Origin of the sequence: Streptomyces sp. NRRL S-37, from assembly GCF_000721605.1 — a bacterium.
Lineage (GTDB): Bacteria > Actinomycetota > Actinomycetes > Streptomycetales > Streptomycetaceae > Streptomyces.
In genome coordinates, this window is record NZ_JOIZ01000005.1 from 435,270 (window position 1) to 450,514 (window position 15,245).

General features: G+C 72.1%; 13 protein-coding genes. 6 read left to right on the forward strand and 7 right to left on the reverse strand.

Annotated features, from left to right (window positions below):
* Positions 1 to 61: 61 nt before the first annotated feature.
* The gene (locus IH50_RS0108865; protein WP_030859118.1) at positions 62 to 1,450 is read left to right on the forward strand and encodes a cysteine desulfurase/sulfurtransferase TusA family protein; all 1,389 of its coding nucleotides are present in this window, start codon (positions 62 to 64) and stop codon (positions 1,448 to 1,450) included.
* A gap of 233 nt (positions 1,451 to 1,683) precedes the next feature.
* On the opposite strand, the gene IH50_RS0108870 is transcribed toward IH50_RS0108865, so the two are convergent.
* Positions 1,684 to 2,658, reverse strand: coding sequence for a carbohydrate kinase family protein (locus IH50_RS0108870; protein WP_030859120.1), 975 nt, complete (start codon positions 2,656 to 2,658; stop codon positions 1,684 to 1,686).
* 129 nt (positions 2,659 to 2,787) lie between these two features.
* Here IH50_RS0108870 and IH50_RS0108875 point away from each other — a divergent pair, with 129 nt between their 5' ends.
* Positions 2,788 to 3,003, forward strand: coding sequence for a hypothetical protein (locus IH50_RS0108875; RefSeq protein ID WP_030859122.1), 216 nt, complete (start codon positions 2,788 to 2,790; stop codon positions 3,001 to 3,003).
* Positions 3,004 to 3,165: 162 nt separating this feature from the next.
* Positions 3,166 to 4,911: a membrane protein gene (locus IH50_RS0108880; protein WP_030859124.1), complete on the forward strand. Its 1,746-nt coding sequence runs from the start codon at positions 3,166 to 3,168 to the stop codon at positions 4,909 to 4,911.
* A gap of 87 nt (positions 4,912 to 4,998) precedes the next feature.
* On the opposite strand, the gene erpA is transcribed toward IH50_RS0108880, so the two are convergent.
* The gene (gene erpA / locus IH50_RS0108885; protein WP_030859125.1) at positions 4,999 to 5,355 is read right to left on the reverse strand and encodes an iron-sulfur cluster insertion protein ErpA; all 357 of its coding nucleotides are present in this window, start codon (positions 5,353 to 5,355) and stop codon (positions 4,999 to 5,001) included.
* Positions 5,356 to 5,652: 297 nt separating this feature from the next.
* Between erpA and nadA the strand changes: the two genes are divergently transcribed.
* Complete coding sequence (nadA, locus tag IH50_RS0108890; RefSeq protein ID WP_030859127.1) at positions 5,653 to 6,837, forward strand: quinolinate synthase NadA; 1,185 nt, start codon at positions 5,653 to 5,655, stop codon at positions 6,835 to 6,837.
* Positions 6,838 to 6,926: 89 nt separating this feature from the next.
* Here the strand turns inward: nadA and IH50_RS0108895 are convergent, their stop codons facing one another.
* From IH50_RS0108895 to IH50_RS0108915, 5 genes are all read right to left on the reverse strand, one after another.
* On the reverse strand, positions 6,927 to 10,043 hold the full coding sequence (locus IH50_RS0108895; protein WP_030859129.1) for an efflux RND transporter permease subunit: 3,117 nt from the start codon (positions 10,041 to 10,043) through the stop codon (positions 6,927 to 6,929).
* 164 nt (positions 10,044 to 10,207) lie between these two features.
* Positions 10,208 to 10,891, reverse strand: coding sequence for a response regulator (locus IH50_RS0108900; RefSeq protein WP_030859130.1), 684 nt, complete (start codon positions 10,889 to 10,891; stop codon positions 10,208 to 10,210).
* A gap of 26 nt (positions 10,892 to 10,917) precedes the next feature.
* Positions 10,918 to 12,141, reverse strand: coding sequence for a sensor histidine kinase (locus IH50_RS0108905; protein ID WP_030859132.1), 1,224 nt, complete (start codon positions 12,139 to 12,141; stop codon positions 10,918 to 10,920).
* Positions 12,142 to 12,374: 233 nt separating this feature from the next.
* Positions 12,375 to 12,659, reverse strand: a complete 285-nt coding sequence (gene pspAA / locus IH50_RS0108910; RefSeq protein WP_030859134.1) for a PspA-associated protein PspAA — start codon at positions 12,657 to 12,659, stop codon at positions 12,375 to 12,377.
* Between the two features lie 20 nt (positions 12,660 to 12,679).
* Positions 12,680 to 13,465 (reverse strand): PspA/IM30 family protein, encoded by a 786-nt coding sequence (locus IH50_RS0108915; RefSeq protein WP_267883270.1) that lies wholly within the window; start codon positions 13,463 to 13,465, stop codon positions 12,680 to 12,682.
* A 290-nt stretch (positions 13,466 to 13,755) separates the two neighbouring features.
* Between IH50_RS0108915 and IH50_RS0108920 the strand changes: the two genes are divergently transcribed.
* Entirely contained in the window at positions 13,756 to 14,400 is a 645-nt protein-coding gene (locus IH50_RS0108920) for a DUF3043 domain-containing protein (RefSeq protein ID WP_078913903.1), read from the forward strand.
* An 83-nt stretch (positions 14,401 to 14,483) separates the two neighbouring features.
* Complete coding sequence (locus tag IH50_RS0108925) at positions 14,484 to 15,152, forward strand: class I SAM-dependent methyltransferase (protein ID WP_030859139.1); 669 nt, start codon at positions 14,484 to 14,486, stop codon at positions 15,150 to 15,152.
* The last annotated feature ends 93 nt before the right edge of the window (positions 15,153 to 15,245 follow it).

Here is a 15,245-nt window from a genome sequence, read left to right on the forward strand (position 1 = left end):
GCGGCGTCGTCGTGGTCGATCGCGCGGTTCCCCGCGCCCCTGAGGGGGTTAGCGTTGCCGTGTGTCCTACTTCGATGCCGCTTCCGGTGCTCCTCTTCATCCCGTTGCCCGTCAGGCGCTGATGGCCTCTCTGGACGAGGGGTGGGCGGATCCGGCGCGGTTGTACCGGGAGGGGCGGCGGGCGCGGTTGCTGCTGGACGCGGCGCGGGAGGCCGCCGCGGAGGCGGTGGGGTGCCGGCCGGACGAGCTGGTGTTCACGTCGTCCGGTACGCGGGCGGTGCACGACGGGATCGCGGGGGCGCTGACCGGACGGCGGCGCACCGGGCGTCACCTGATCGTGTCAGCAGTCGAACACTCTTCTGTACTCCATGCGGCGGAAGTTCACCGGAGCGGCGGAGGATCGGTCAGCGAGGTCGCGGTGGAGCGCACGGGGGCCGTGAGCCCGTCCGGGTACGCGGACGCCCTGCGGCCGGACACCGCGCTGGCCTGCCTGCAGTCGGCCAACCACGAGGTGGGAACCGTGCAGCCGGTGGCCGGGGTCGCCGAGGTGTGCCGGGCGGCGGGGGTGCCACTGCTGGTGGACGCGGCCCAGTCGCTGGGGTGGGGGCCGGTGGAGGGCGACTGGTCGCTGCTCGCGGCGAGCGCCCACAAGTGGGGCGGTCCGCCGGGGACCGGACTGCTCGTCGTACGGAAAGGGGTGCGGTTCGCTCCCCAGGGGCCGCGGGACGAACGGGAGTCGGGGCGGGCGGCCGGGTTCGAGAACCTGCCGGCGATCGTGGCGGCGGCGGCTTCGCTGCGGGCGGTACGGGCGGAGGCCGCCGAGGAGGCGGTACGGCTGCGGGAACTGACGGAGCGGATCCGGGCGCGGGTGCCGGGGCTGGTGCCGGACGTGGAGGTGGTCGGGGACCCGGAGCGGCGGCTGCCCGGGATCGTCACCTTCTCCTGTCTCTATGTCGACGGGGAGACTCTGCTGCACGAGCTGGACCGGGCCGGTTTCTCCGTGTCGTCCGGGTCGTCCTGCACGAGCAGCACGCTGACGCCGAGCCATGTGCTGCGGGCGATGGGCGTGCTCAGCGAGGGCAACATCCGCCTCTCGCTGCCGCCGGGGACGCGGGAGGAGGACGTCGAGCGCTTCCTGTCCGTCCTGCCGGAGGTGGTGTCGGGGGTGAGGGAGAAGCTCGGCGCGCCGGTGTCCGCCGGCCCCGTCCCGGCGGAGGAGAAGGGCGAGGTCCTGGTGGTGGACGCCCTGGGCCGGCGCTGCCCGATCCCGGTCATCGAACTGGCCAAGGTCATCGGAGACGTCCCGGTGGGCGGCACGATCCGCGTCCTCGCCGACGACGAGGCGGCCCGCCTGGACATCCCGGCCTGGTGCGAGATGCGCGGCCAGGAGTACGCCGGCGAGGAACCGGCACCCCGGGGAACGGCCTACGTGGTCCGCCGGACGAACTGACTCCCCCTCCTCGGAAACACGGAGAACCGCACACCACCAGGGGCGCGGGGAACCGCGCGTCTTTTCGGGGGCGCGGGGAACTGCGCGTTTTTAGGGGCGCGAGGAACCGCGCACCTCAGGGGCAGGAGGAGCAGCATGCCATCAGGGGCGCGGGGAACTGCGCGTCTTTCAGGGGCGCGGGGAACTGCGCGACCAGCCCCCACGCACCCGCACCCGCACCCGCGCCCGACGGCTCAGCCCAGATGCGCCCGGACCTCCTCCGCCGCTTCCTCCCCGTACGCCTTGGTGAAGCGCTCCATGAAGTGCCCGCGCCGCAACTGGTACTCCTGCGTCCCCACCGTCTCGATGACGAGAGTCGCCAGCATGCAGCCGACCTGCGCCGCCCGCTCCAGCGGGACCCCCCACGCCAGCCCCGACAGGAACCCCGCCCGGAACGCGTCGCCGACGCCCGTCGGATCGGCCTTGCGCTCCTCGTCCGGGCACCCGACCTCGATCGTCTCCTCGCCGGCCCGCTCGATGCGGACGCCCCGCGCGCCGAGGGTGGTGACGCGGTGGCCGACCTTGCCGAGGATCTCCGCGTCGCTCCAGCCGGTCTTCGTCTCGATGAGCCCCTTCTCGTACTCGTTGGAGAAGAGGTAGGTCGCCCCGTCCAGCAGTATCCGGATCTCCTCGCCGTTCATCCGGGCGATCTGCTGGGAGAAGTCGGCGGCGAACGGGATGCCCCGGGAGCGGCACTCCTCGGTGTGCCGGAGCATCGCCTCGGGGTCGTCCGCGCCGATGGAGACCAGGTCGAGTCCGCCCACACGGTCGGCGACGGTCTTCAGCTCGATGAGGCGGGCCTCGCTCATCGCGCCCGTGTAGAAGGAGCCGATCTGGTTGTGGTCGGCGTCCGTGGTGCACACGAAGCGGGCGGTGTGCAGGGTGTCGGAGATGCGGACGGACTCGGTGTCGACGCCGTGCCGGTCCAGCCAGGCCCGGTATTCGTCGAAGTCGAAGCCGGCGGCCCCGACGAGGATCGGGCGGGTGCCGAGCTGGCCCATCCCGAAGGCGATGTTCGCTCCCACGCCGCCCCTGCGCACGTCGAGGTTGTCGACCAGGAAGGACAGCGAGACCGTGTGGAGCTGGTCCGCGACGAACTGGTCGGCGAAGCGCCCGGGGAAGGTCATGAGGTGGTCGGTGGCGATGGAGCCGGTGACTGCGATGCGCACGGCGTGGATTCTCCTGAGGGAGGCGGTTTGACACTTCACGCTACCGGTTGGGAAGGGCCCGCAGAAGCGGCCTAAAATACCCGATAGCAGATCTTTCTTCGTGACCTTCTCCGTGCGTACGGTGCCGATATGACGAACCCCAGGGCCCACACCCCCGCCCCTGCCCCCGCGGACCTCGAAGGCGGCCTGGCGTCGCTGCGCGGCGACTGCGCCCGGATGGTCCCCCACTGGGCGGTGCCCGACCGGGTGGCCGCCCGGCCGGTCTCCCCGTCCTCGATCCACGGCGTGACCGTGCCGCCCGGCTCGGCGCGGCTGCTGGACGCGATGGCCGAGTACGGCGACTGAGCCGGCTCCGGCCGGTCCGGCGTTCCCGGGGAACCGCGCGCTCCCCCGCTGCGTCCCATCGCTGTCCCCCGTAAAGGGGATGCGGGATACGACCCATGAGCGGTCCCGGCACGACCGGGAAGGGTCTTTCCGGGACAGTCGCGCAGCCGAAGGAGCGATGCGGTGAACACCGAGCGACCCGACAACGACGACGAGGCGCGCACCGCCCCGGGCGGCGCGCCCAACTCCGGGGGCGCTTCGGGCCACGACAGGGAGACGGACTCCCCGGAGCGGCGGGAGCCGGAGGCCGCCGCCCCCGGGCCGGGTACGGCACGGCCGGCCGACGACGCGCCCGGTGCCGGGAAGGCGGACGCCGCCGCCTCCGGCGAGGCCCCGGACGGCGAGCCCGCGTCCGGCGCGGACGAGACCGTCGTGGGGGAGCACCGGGCCGGCGGCCCGCCCTCCGGGGAGGGGCACCCCGACGAGGCGTCGCCCCGGCGGCGTCCGTCCCTGCTGATCGCCTCCGTCGCCGCCGCCGTGCTGCTGGTGGGGGGCGGCGGGGCCTACCTTGCCTCCGGTGCCGCCGGTGGTTCCGGGGACTCGGGGGGCGGTACGACCCCGGGGGCGAACGGCGACGCCACTCCCCCGCCGCTCGCCCTGGACGGCCCCTCCGAGGGCGCCGCGAACGGGATCGCCCCCGGCGAGCCCAACCCCTACGGCGTCGTCTACCGCGCCGACGGCTCACTCCCGGAGGGTCCCGGTTCGGCGCCGGTGTACCACGCCCGGGGGCAGGTCACCGAGGAGCGGGTGGTCACGCTGGCGAAGGCCCTGGGGCTGGAGGGGAAGCCGGTCGCGGAGGGCGGCTCCTGGCGGATCGGCGGCAAGGACGGTTCGGGGCCCACGCTGCGGGTGGACCGGGAGGCTCCCGGCTCCTGGACGTTCAGCCGGAACAACCCGGGCACCGACAACTGCAAGGGCGCGACGTGCTCGGCCCCGTCCGCGGGCGGTCCGGTCGTGAGCGAGTCCGTCGCGAAGAGGGCCGCCGCGCCCGTGCTGAAGGCGGTGGGCCAGGACGACGCGAAGCTCGACGCGGGGCAGATCACGGGCGGCAGGCGCGTGGTGAACGCCGACCCCGAGGTCGGCGGGCTGCCGACCCACGGCTGGACGACCGGTGTGGTCGTCGGCGCCAAGGGCGAGGTGGTCGGCGGCAACGGCCGGCTCGCGGAGCCGGTGAAGGGCGACACCTACCCCGTGGTGAGCGCCGCCGACGCGCTGAAGCTGCTGAACGCGGCGCCGGACGCCGGCCCGGGCGCGGGGATCGGCGGCTGCGCCAGTCCCGTACCGCTGGAGGACGGGCGGCCGGAGCCGTGTGCCCCGGCGACGAAGCCGAAGGGCGACAGCGTGACGGTCGGCGACGCGGTGTTCGGGCTGGCCTCGCACTCCGTGGACGGGCGGCCGGCGCTCGTGCCGTCCTGGCTGTTCGAGGTACGGCCCCGGGGGGCGGAGGACGCCTTCACGGTGACGTATCCGGCGGTCGCCCCGGAGTTCCTCGCCCCGCGGGCGGAATCCGGGTCCGGGGAGGCGAGCCCGCGGCCCACGGAGCCCGGCGACGAGCCGGCCGCGGCCCCCTCCACCCGTGACGTCGACGTCGAGGGCTACACCGCCGAGGGCGACGAGCTGACCGTGACCTTCACGGGCGGTGTGTGCGCCGACTACGAGGCGACGGCGCGGGAGAGCGGCGACCGGGTGACCGTGCGGGTGACCGAGACGCCCTGGCCGGACAAGGTGTGCATCCTGATCGCCAAGCAGTACCAGCGGACGGTGCGGCTGGACGCCCCGCTCGGCGACCGCGAGGTCGTGGGCACGGACGGCGAGCCGGTCCCGCTGCGGAAGGACGGTGCCCGGCTGCCGGCACCGCCCGCCCGGTAGCTCCGGGAGGAGGAGAACGCGAAGGCGGCGGCCCCCTCGGAGGGGGCCGCCGCCTTCGTCACGTGCTGTCCGGGACGGGGATCCGGCTCAGCTGAAGGAGTCGCCGCAGGCGCAGGAACCGGTGGCGTTGGGGTTGTCGATCGTGAAGCCCTGCTTCTCGATGGTGTCGACGAAGTCGATGGTGGCGCCGCCCAGGTACGGAGCGCTCATGCGGTCGGTGACGACCTTCACACCGTCGAAGTCCTTCAGCACGTCGCCGTCGAGCGAGCGCTCGTCGAAGAAGAGCTGGTAGCGCAGGCCGGAGCAGCCGCCGGGCTGGACGGCGACACGCAGGGCGAGGTCGTCACGGCCTTCCTGGTCGAGCAGGGCCTTGACCTTGGACGCGGCGGCGTCGGTCAGGACGATGCCGTCGGTGACGGTGGTGGTCTCGTCCGATACGGACATCTACATCTCTCCCGGGTTGTACGGAGACTGCTTGCCGACGGTTGCAACCGGCGGGACCGCGGATTCATTCCGGGCCGGGCGCGTGTCTTCCTCGCCTCCCTCCTCATGCTCGCACACACGGTACGGAGCGGAAACCGGCTCCGGTGGGGCCTTCCGGGAAGGGACCGGCACCCGCCGGGATTCACGTCACATGGACGTTATGGCCGTCGTCAAAGTGACGTGAACCGGTTATGATAGATAGCGTCATTTCGACGAGAAGTCGGACGAGAAGTCGCCAGAACAGAAAGGGTGCGTGCCGTGACCACCGCCCAGACCCAGGAGCTCGACGTACAGCCGACGCCCCTCGCCCTGCTGCTGCTCGGCCGTGAGGCCGACCCGAGGAGCGAGCGCGGTGTGGAGTGTCCCGGCGACCTCCCCTCGCCGTCCGACCCGGACCTGGTGGAGCGCGCCCGCGCCGCCAAGGAGAAGCTCGGCGACAAGGTCTTCGTGCTCGGCCACCACTACCAGCGCGACGAGGTCATCCAGTTCGCCGACGTCACGGGCGACTCCTTCAAGCTGGCCCGCGACGCCGCCGCCCGCCCGCAGGCCGAGTACATCGTCTTCTGCGGTGTGCACTTCATGGCCGAGTCGGCGGACATCCTCACCGGTGACGACCAGAAGGTGGTCCTGCCCGACCTCGCGGCCGGCTGTTCCATGGCCGACATGGCCACCGCCGAGCAGGTCGCCGAGTGCTGGGACGTGCTGACCGAGGCCGGGATAGCCGAGCAGGTCGTCCCCGTCTCGTACATGAACTCCTCCGCCGACATCAAGGCCTTCACGGGCAAGCACGGCGGCACCATCTGCACCTCCTCCAACGCCAGGCGCGCCCTCGACTGGGCCTTCGAGCAGGGCGAGAAGGTCCTCTTCCTGCCCGACCAGCACCTGGGCCGCAACACGGCGGTGCGGGACATGGGGATGTCCCTGGAGGACTGCGTCGTCTACAACCCGCACAAGCCGAACGGCGGGCTGACGGCGGACGAGCTGCGCGCCGCGAAGATGATCCTGTGGCGCGGCCACTGCTCGGTGCACGGCCGGTTCAGCCTGGACTCGGTGAACGACGTGCGCGAGCGCATCCCCGGCGTGAACGTCCTGGTGCACCCGGAGTGCCGGCACGAGGTCGTGGCCGCCGCGGACCACGTCGGCTCGACCGAGCACATCATCAAGACGCTGGAGGCGGCCCCGGCCGGCTCCAAGTGGGCCATCGGCACCGAGCTGAACCTGGTCCGCCGCCTGGCGAACCGTTTCGCTCCCGAGGGCAAGGAGATCGTCTTCCTCGACAAGACGGTCTGCTTCTGCTCGACCATGAACCGCATCGACCTCCCGCACCTGGTGTGGGCGTTGGAGTCCCTGGCAGACGGCACACTTGTCAACCGCATCGAGGTGGACAAGGAGACCGAGGCGTTCGCGAAGCTGGCGCTGGAGCGGATGCTGGCGCTGCCGTAGGGCCACACGTGAAGGGGCGCCCCGTGCAGGCACGGGGCGCCCCTTCGTCGTACGGCCGGACGTCGGATTCGTCGTCCGGCCGGACGACGTCAGAGCTGGGCCGGCTTCGGCTCCTTCGAAGGCTCCGTCCGCGCGGACGCGTCCTTCTTCGCCGCCCGCTTCTTCGCGCGCCGCTCCTTGCGGAGCTCCAGCATCGTGTAGAGCGTCGGGACCAGCAGCAGGGTGAGCAGGGTCGACGTGATCAGGCCGCCGATCACCACGACCGCCAGCGGCTGGGCGATGAAGCCGCCCTCGCCGGTGACGCCCAGTGCCATCGGGAGCAGGGCGAAGATGGTCGCCAGGGCCGTCATCAGGATCGGCCGCAGACGGTGGCGGCCACCCTCCAGCACGGCCTCGACGACGCCGTAGCCCTGCTTGCGGTACTGGTTGATCAGGTCGATCAGCACGATCGCGTTGGTGACCACGATGCCGATCAGCATCAGCATGCCGATCATCGCCGGGACACCCATCGGGGTGCCGGTGACCAGCAGCAGGCCGATGGCGCCGGTCGCCGCGAACGGGATGGACACCAGCAGGATCAGCGGCTGGGCGAGCGACCGGAAGGTGCCGACCAGCAGCATGAAGACGATCGCGATCGCGGCCAGCATCGCCAGGCCCAGGTTGAGGAACGCCTCGTCCTGGTCCTCGGTCACGCCGCCGATCTCCGCCGTCGCGCCCGTGGGCAGCGTCAGCTCGTCGATCTTCTTCTGGAGGTCCACGCCCACCGCGCCGGTGTTGTCACCGGTCGGCTTCGCGGTGACGGTGGCCGAGCGCTGACCGTCGATCCGGGTCATGGAGACGGGGCCGTCCACCACCTCGACGGTGGCGACGTCACCCAGCTTCACCGCGCCCAGGCGCAGGTTCCTCAGCTCGGCCACGGTGGTGGCCGGCTTCGCCGAACGGATGACGATGTCACGCTCGGTGTCGTCCAGGACCGCCTTGGCGGCCGGGGTGCCCTTCACCGCCAGGGAGACGGCCGCGCCGAGGGTCTGGTCGTCGAACCCGGCCGCGGCGGCCTTGTCGTTGGCCTTCACCGAGACACGGGGCACGCTCTGCGCCAGGTCGCTGGTGACGTCCGTGACGTCGTCCAGGGAGGCGACCGCGTCCCGGACCTGGTCCGCCGCCTTGCGCAGCGCCTGCGCGTCGGCCGCCTTGACGACGACGCTCAGGTCCTGGCTGCCGAAGCCGTCACCGGCCGCGATGGTGGTGGTGCCGATGCCGTCGAGCTTCTCCAGGCCCTTCTCGACGCTGTCCGTCACGTCCTCGGAGGACGCGTCGTCCTCCAGCATCACCTGGTACGTCGCCTGGTTGGTGTCCGTACCACCGCCGAAGGCCGCCATCCAGCCGGACGAACCGATGGTCACCTGGTAGTCCTTGACGCCCTCGGTGTCGCCGAGCAGCTTCTCGACCTTCGCCGCCCGGGCGTCGGTCGCGGCCAGGCTGGTGCCGGGCTCCAGCTCCTGCCGGACGGTGAGGACCTGCTGCTCGCCCGCGTCGAAGAAGTTGGTCTTCAGCAGCGGCGCCATGGCGAACGTGGCGATCAGGACGACGACCGCGATGGCCACGCTGGTCAGCCTGCGCCGGGTGGCGAAGCGCAGCACGGGGACGTAGAAGCGCTGGAGGCGGCTCTTCGCCTCCTTCTCCTCCGCGATCCTGCGCGCCTCCTCGGCGTCCTCCGGGGTGCCCTTCGGGGCCCGCAGGAACCAGTACGACAGGACGGGCACGACCGTCAGCGACACCAGCAGGGACGCGAGCAGCGCCGCCGTGACGGTGAGGCTGAAGGAGCCGAACAGCTCGCCCACCATGCCGCCGACCAGGCCGATCGGCAGGAACACGGCGACCGTGGTGAGCGTCGACGACGTCACCGCGCCGGCCACCTCACGCACCGCGTTCATGATCGCGGACTGGCGCTCCTCGCCGTAGCCGAGGTGCCGCTTGATGTTCTCCAGGACGACGATGGAGTCGTCCACGACCCGGCCGATGGCGATGGTCAGCGCGCCCAGCGTCAGCATGTTCAGCGACAGGTCGCGCGTCCACAGCACGATCAGGGCGAGCACCACGGACAGCGGGATGGAGACCGCCGTGACGAGGGTCGAGCGGACCGACGCCAGGAAGACCAGGATCACCAGGACGGCGAAGAGCAGACCGAGCGCGCCCTCGGTGGTGAGGCCGTCGATGGCCTTGGAGACCGCCGGGCCCTGGTCGCTGACGACGGTGAGGGTGGCCCCGTCACCGAGGTCCTCGCGCAGGCCGGGCAGCTTCTCCTCGACGGCCTCCGAGATGGCGACCGCGCTGCCGTCGTGGTCCATGGTCGCCATCACGGCGAGGCTGGGCTTGCCGTTGGTGCGGGTGAGGGAGTCGGCCTTGGCCTCCTCCTCCTTCACCGTGGCGACGTCCCCGAGACGGACCGGCTTGCCCTTGCCGGGCTCGGCGGCGACCCTCAGGTCCTCGATCTGCTGCAGCGAGGTGAAGCCGCCGCCGACCTGGACGGTGCGGTTGGCGCCGTCCTCGTCGAAGGAGCCGGCCGGGACGGTCGCGCCGCCGGCCTGGAGGGCCGTCGACAGCGACTGCGCGGTGAGACCGGCCTTCGCCAGCTTCGCGTCGTCGGGGGTGACGGTGACCTGGACGTCGCGCACGCCGTCCACGGTGACCTGGCCGACGCCGTCGATGCCCTCCAGCGCGGGCACCACGGTCCGGTCGAGCCGGTCGGCGAGCGCCTGCTGGTCCTGGCCGGAGGTGACGGCGAGGACGACGGTCGGGATGTCGTCGGTGGAACCGGCGACGACCTGCGGGTCGACGTCGTCCGGGAGGCGGGCGCCGGCCCGGTTGACGGCCTGCTGGACGTCGGCGACGAGCTGCTGGGTGTCGTTGCCGTAGTCGAAGGACGCCATGATCACGGCGTTGCCCTCGCTCGCCGTCGAGGTGACGCCGGAGATGCCGTCGACGGCTTCCAGGCTGTCCTCGATGGGTTCGACGACCTGCTTCTCGACCACGTCCGGGGAGGCGCCCTGGTACGGGGCGATCACGGACACCATGGGCAGTTCGATGGTCGGCAGCAGCTGCTGTTTGAGCTGGGGTATCGCGATCGCCCCGAAGACGAGCGCGATGATCGACATCAGTCCGATCAGCGCCCGTTGCGCGAGGCTGAATCTGGACAGCCAGGACATGGTCAGGGTCTCTTTTCCGTGGAGCGGCAGAAGTCCGGCAAGCGGGCGCGCGCACAAGTGAGCGCCCGCTCTACACCTTGAGCCATCGACGGGGGCCGATCCGTAGCCCCGAGGTCCCATCCCTTATGCGGCGCATACTCCCGCCGCAGTACGTCCCGCGGAGCTCACTCCACCCTTGGGCGGACCAGCCCCGACTCGTAGGCGGTGACCACCAGCTGGGCCCGGTCGCGGGCGCCCAGCTTGGCCATGGCCCGGTTGACGTGGGTCTTCACGGTGAGCGGGCTGACCTCCAGGCGTTCGGCGATCTCGTCGTTGGAGTGCCCGCCGGCGACCTGGACCAGCACCTCGCGCTCGCGCACCGTGAGCGACTCCAGCCGCTCGGCGCGGGCCGGGTCGTGGTCGGCCCCGGACGGGCCCTCCTGGGCGAGGAACCGGGCGATCAGGCCCTTGGTGGCCACCGGGGACAGCAGGGCCTCTCCCTGGGCGGCGATCCGGATGGCGTTCAGCATCTCCTCGGGCTCGGAGCCCTTGCCGAGGAAGCCGGAGGCGCCGGCCCGCAGCGACTGCACCACGTAGTCGTCGACCTCGAAGGTCGTCAGGATCACCACCCGGACCCCGGCGAGCTCCGGATCCGCGCTGATCATGCGGGTGGCGGCGAGTCCGTCGGTGCCGGGCATCCGGATGTCCATGAGGACGACGTCGGCGCGCCGCTCCCGGGCCAGCCGGACCGCCTCCGCGCCGTCGGACGCCTCCCCCACCACCTCCATGTCCGGCTCGGAGTCGACGAGCACCCGGAAGGCGCTGCGCAGCAGTGCCTGGTCGTCGGCGAGCAGGACACGGATCGTCATACGGGCTCCAGCGGGGTGATCGGTGGTCACGGGCCGCTGTCCTGAGCGGCGGAGGTACGGGTCTTGACGGGCAGGATCGCATGGACGCGGAAACCGCCGCCGTAGCGGGGGCCGGTGGTGAGGGTGCCGCGCAGCGCGGTGACGCGTTCACGCATGCCGAGCAGTCCGTGTCCGCCGCCGGGGGTGTGGTCCTGGTCCTCGCCGGTGCCGTCGTCGAGGACGGTGATCTCGATGTGGGGTCCGACGCGGACGACGCTGACCTCGGCCCGCGCGTCGGGGCCGGCGTGCTTGCGCACGTTGGTCAGGGCCTCCTGGATGATCCTGTACGCGGCCAGGTCGACGGCGGCGGGCAGGTCGGCGCCCTCGTCGCCGCGGGCCACCTCGACGCGCAGTCCGGCGCTGCGGAAGGTGCCGGCGAGTTCGTCGAGGCGGTCCAGTCCCGGCGCGGGTTCGGTGGGGGCCTCCGGGTCGCCGGACTGGCGCAGCAGGCCGACGGTGGCCCGCAGCTCGCCGAGCGCGGAGCGGCTGGCCTCACGGACGTGGGCGAGGGCCTCCTTGGCCTGGTCGGGCCGCTTGTCCATGACGTGGGCGGCGACCCCGGCCTGGACGTTGACCAGGGCGATGTGGTGGGCGACCACGTCGTGCAGATCGCGGGCGATGCGCAGGCGCTCCTCGGCGACGCGGCGGCGGGCCTCCTCCTCGCGGGTGCGCTCGGCCCTCTCGGCGCGCTCCCGGATGGCCTGGACGAAGGCGCGGCGGCTGCGGACGGCGTCCCCGGCGGTGGCGCCGATACCGGTCCAGGCGAAGATCGCCAGATTCTCCTGGGCGTACCAGGGCAGGGGGCCGGCCGCCATCGCGGCACCGGTGAGGACGGTCATGGTGAGCAGGCCGATCCGCCAGGTGGTGGGGCGGTCGGTGGTGGAGGCGACGGTGTAGAGCGCGATCACGGCGCACATGGCGACGGGGGCGCGGGGGTCGCCGGTGACGGACTCCGCGACGGAGAGACAGCCGGTGAGGGCGAGGACGGTGCGGGGGGCGCGGCGGCGGAAGACGACCGCGGCGGCGCCGAGGGTCATGAGGACGAGGCTGAGCGGGTCGGGGGTGCGCAGGGCCCATTTGACGCCCTCGGGGCCGTGGGGGTCGACGAAGGAGCCGGCGACCATGCAGAGGAGGACGCCCGCGGCGAGGGCTGCGTCCAGTGCGAAGGGGTGTGCCTGTGCTCGGCACCGGGCGCGGGTCAGGGTGCTCACGGCTGTTCACGGTAGCCGGGGCCGGGGGCCGGGTGGAGGGTGACCGGGGTGCTCCGGGCCGGGTGGTGACCGGGGGGCTCCGGGCCGGGTGGGGTTGCGCGGCCCGGCGTTTGCGGGGTACCGCCGCGCCCACCCGTGCCGCCCTGCGGCACGATTGCCCGCGGTTACGTGAGGCGGGTGCCCGCGGTTGCGTGAGGCGGGTGGCCGCGGTTGCGTGAGGCGGGCGGCCGCGGTTATGTCGTGCCCGGGATCAGTCCGTCGTCGCTCAGGAGGTCCTGGACCTCCTCGAGCGTCGCGTCGGGGGACGGGAGGATCAGGTCGGAGGGTTGCAGGGAGTCGTCCGGCAGCGGCTCGCCGAGTTCGCGGACCTTGGCCAGCAGCGCCTTCAAGGTGGCGCGGAAGCCCGGACCGTCGCCGTTCTCCATCTCGGCGAGCAGTTCCTCGTCCAGCTTGTCCAGCTCGGCGAGCCGGCCATCGGCCAGCGTCACCTGGCCCTCCCCCATGATCCGTACGATCATGTCGCCCTCCTCGGCGTGGGCTACTGCTTGTCGAAGCGTGGAGTGTCCTGCGGCTGCTGCTGGGACTGCTGCTGACCGTTTCCGCCTTCGATGGCCTGCTGCCCACCCGTGGGACCGCCGGCCAGCTCGGCCTTCATGCGCTGCAGCTCCAGCTCTACATCCGTACCACCGGAGAGCCGGTCCAGCTCGGCCTGGATGTCGTCCTTGTGCATGCCGGACTGGTCGTCGAGGGCGCCGGAGGCGAGCAGTTCGTCGATCGCGCCGGCCCGCGCCTGGAGCTGGGCGGTCTTGTCCTCGGCCCGCTGGATCGCCATGCCGACGTCGCCCATCTCCTCGGAGATGCCGGAGAAGGCCTCACCGATCCGGGTCTGCGCCTGGGCGGCGGTGTACGTGGCCTTGATGGTCTCCTTCTTGGTGCGGAAGGCGTCCACCTTGGCCTGGAGGCGCTGGGCCGCGAGGGTGAGCTTCTCCTCCTCGCCCTGGAGCGTGGCGTGCTGCGTCTCCAGGTCCGTCACCTGCTGCTGGAGCGCGGCGCGGCGGGAGAGGGCCTCACGGGCCAGGTCCTCGCGGCCGAGCGCGAGCGCCTTGCGGCCCTGGTCCTCCAGCTTGCCCGACTGGGACTGGAGCTGGTTGAGCTGGAGCTCCAGGCGCTTGCGCGAGGTGGCCACGTCGGCGACACCGCGGCGGACCTTCTGGAGCAGCTCCAGCTGCTTCTGGTACGAGTAATCGAGGGTCTCGCGCGGGTCCTCGGCCCGGTCAAGGGCCTTGTTCGCCTTCGCGCGGAAGATCATCCCCATACGCTTCATGACACCGCTCATGGGCTTCGCGCGCCCCCTTCTGACCGACTCCAACTCCAGCACCTGCGACAGAACCCACAGTACGGGCCCCACATCCATTACCGCACTGTTCGGGGACGGATGCGCTCATCCCCAAGGACGACTGAGTACCCTCCCGATCCGGCGTAGGGAGTAGGTGGTCCCCGGGGGGGGGCGGCCCGCCGAACCGTCCGGAGGCCCGCACAACGTCCCCCTCCGTCCTTTTGGAAACGTCCCCCTCTGTCCTTTTGAAGACGTCCGGTGTTGCCGGATCGTTCCCCATGGGGCTGGGGTCCAACCCCGGGCACCCCGTACCCTTGGGTTTTGTGTTCCGTAGCCGCGCCAAGGAAGAGAAGGCATCGGTCGCCGACAAGGCGACGGTGACCGACTCCAAGCAGACCCGTCACCCGGAGGCCCCGAAGGGCCGCCCCACGCCCAAGCGGAGCGTGGCCCAGTCGCAGCGTCGCAGCGTCGCCAACACGACGATGACGCGCAAGGAGGCCGCCAAGCGGCAGCGTGAGGAGCGCCGTGCCGCGATGGAGCGTCAGCGCCAGGCGCTGGCCAGCGGCGACGAGCGCTATCTGCCCGCCCGCGACAAGGGGCCGGTGCGCCGGTTCGCGCGTGACTTCGTGGACTCGCGGTTCAACATCGCGGAGTACTTCCTGCCGATGGCCGTGATCATCCTGGTGCTGAGCATGATCCAGGTGCCGCAGCTGCAGAACGCCGCGCTGCTGCTGTGGCTCGTGGTGATCGTGATGATCGTCCTCGACTCGGTCGTGACCGGGTTCCGGCTGAAGAAGCGGCTGGCGGAGCGCTTCCCCGACGACCGCCGGCGCGGCGCGGTGGCCTACGCGCTGATGCGCACGCTCCAGATGCGCCGGCTGCGGCTGCCCAAGCCCCAGGTCAAGCGTGGGGAGCGGCCCTGAGCGCCACGCCGTTCACGGATGACGCGGTCCCGGGCCCGCCGAGCGAGCTCGGCGGGCTGCGCGATGTCGTCCGGGAGGAGCTGGTGGCCCGCCAGCTGGAGGAGCAGATAGTCGGGCGCTTCCCGGTGGGGCGGCGTCTGCGGGTGCTGGACGTGGGCATGGGCCGAGGGACGCAGGCGCTGCGGCTGGCCCGGGCCGGTCACCAGGTGACCGGTGTCGAGCAGGACGCGACGATGATCGCCGCCGCGCGGGAGGCGTTCGCCGGGGAGCCGGAGGGCATCCGGGAACGCATGCGGATCATCGAGGGGCACGCCGGGGACACCGGTGTGCACTTCCTGCCGGGGAGCTTCGACGTCGTGCTGTGTCATGGCGTGCTCATGGACGCCGAGGAGCCGGACGCGCTGCTGGCGGGGATGGCACGGATGCTCGCGCCCGGGGGCCTGCTGTCCCTGCTGGTGCGCAACGGGGACGCGCCGGCGATGCGGCCCGGCCTGTCCGGCGACTGGGCCGGGGCGCTGGCGGCTTTCGGCACGACGGCGTACGGGCTGAAGAGGCTGACGTCGACGCTCGCCGGGATCGGGGCGCCGCTGCACACCTGGTACGGCGTACGGATCTTCACGGACACGGCGCCGGACGACGCGGCGGTCCCGGACGACCTGGACGCCCTGCTCACCCTCGAGGACCGGGCCGGCCGCACGGACCCGTACCGCGGGGTGGCGGGACTGCTGCACCTGTGCGGGGTCCGGGGCTGAGACCTCGGCCCCGGACGACTGAGGAGCCGGGGTGACACGGGCAGGGGCCTGCCCCTTTTCCCGCCCCCGCCGCTCCTTCCCTCTCCCGCTCTC